This is a genomic window from Vibrio sp. 1727, assembly GCF_033344415.1.
GTDB classification, from domain to species: domain Bacteria; phylum Pseudomonadota; class Gammaproteobacteria; order Enterobacterales; family Vibrionaceae; genus Vibrio; species Vibrio alginolyticus.
In genome coordinates this window covers 1-635 of the sequence record NZ_JAWPOT010000381.1, presented here as the reverse complement: position 1 = coordinate 635, position 635 = coordinate 1, and the positions used below count along the sequence as shown (strand labels likewise).

Annotated in this window: 1 protein-coding gene and 1 pseudogene; both read left to right on the top strand. The window is 44.6% G+C overall.

Going from position 1 to position 635, the window contains the following annotated elements; translation table 11 throughout:
- The coding region (locus tag R8O10_RS25865) for an HD domain-containing protein (protein WP_318192047.1) at positions 1 to 552 on the top strand (552 nt) is incomplete at its 5' end.
- A pseudogene (locus R8O10_RS25860) lies at positions 553 to 635 on the top strand (XRE family transcriptional regulator); the annotation flags it as partial. It abuts the gene before it with no gap.

Genomic DNA, 635 nt, shown 5'->3' with positions numbered 1-635 from the left:
GTAAAACGCGTGGTCAAAACAGCGAAACAGCTCTGCGACGAAGAAAATGCAGACATAGCCATTGTGTTACCAGCAGCTTATTTGCATGACTGTTTCACCTACCCGAAAGATCATCCAAATCGCAAGCAAAGCTCTGCAATTGCAGCCAAAAAAGCCATCGCGTATTTAGAGAGTATTCAATACCCTCAGCACTACCATGATGCCATCGCTCATGCGATAGAGGCGCACAGCTTTAGCGCCAACATCAGGCCAAACACGTTGGAAGCACAAATCGTCCAAGATGCTGATCGTCTGGACGCTTTAGGCGCAATTGGTGTTACGCGATGCATTCAAGTCAGCACTCATTTCAACGCTCAGCTTTACAACGATAACGACATGTTTGCTAAAGAGCGCGAACTCAACGACAAGCAATTCACCGTAGATCATTTCCAAACCAAGTTGTTTAAAATTGTCGACACCATGAACACGGAGTCTGCAAAACTTGAAGCCAATAAACGTAAAGCCTTTATGCAAACGTACCTAAAACAGTTACACGATGAGGTAACCGCGTAAATGTCAGAAAGCTATACGTTAATTAAAGAGCTTAAACGCCAGCTAAAGTCAGCTGGGCTGCATTATGTCGATGTTGCACAACA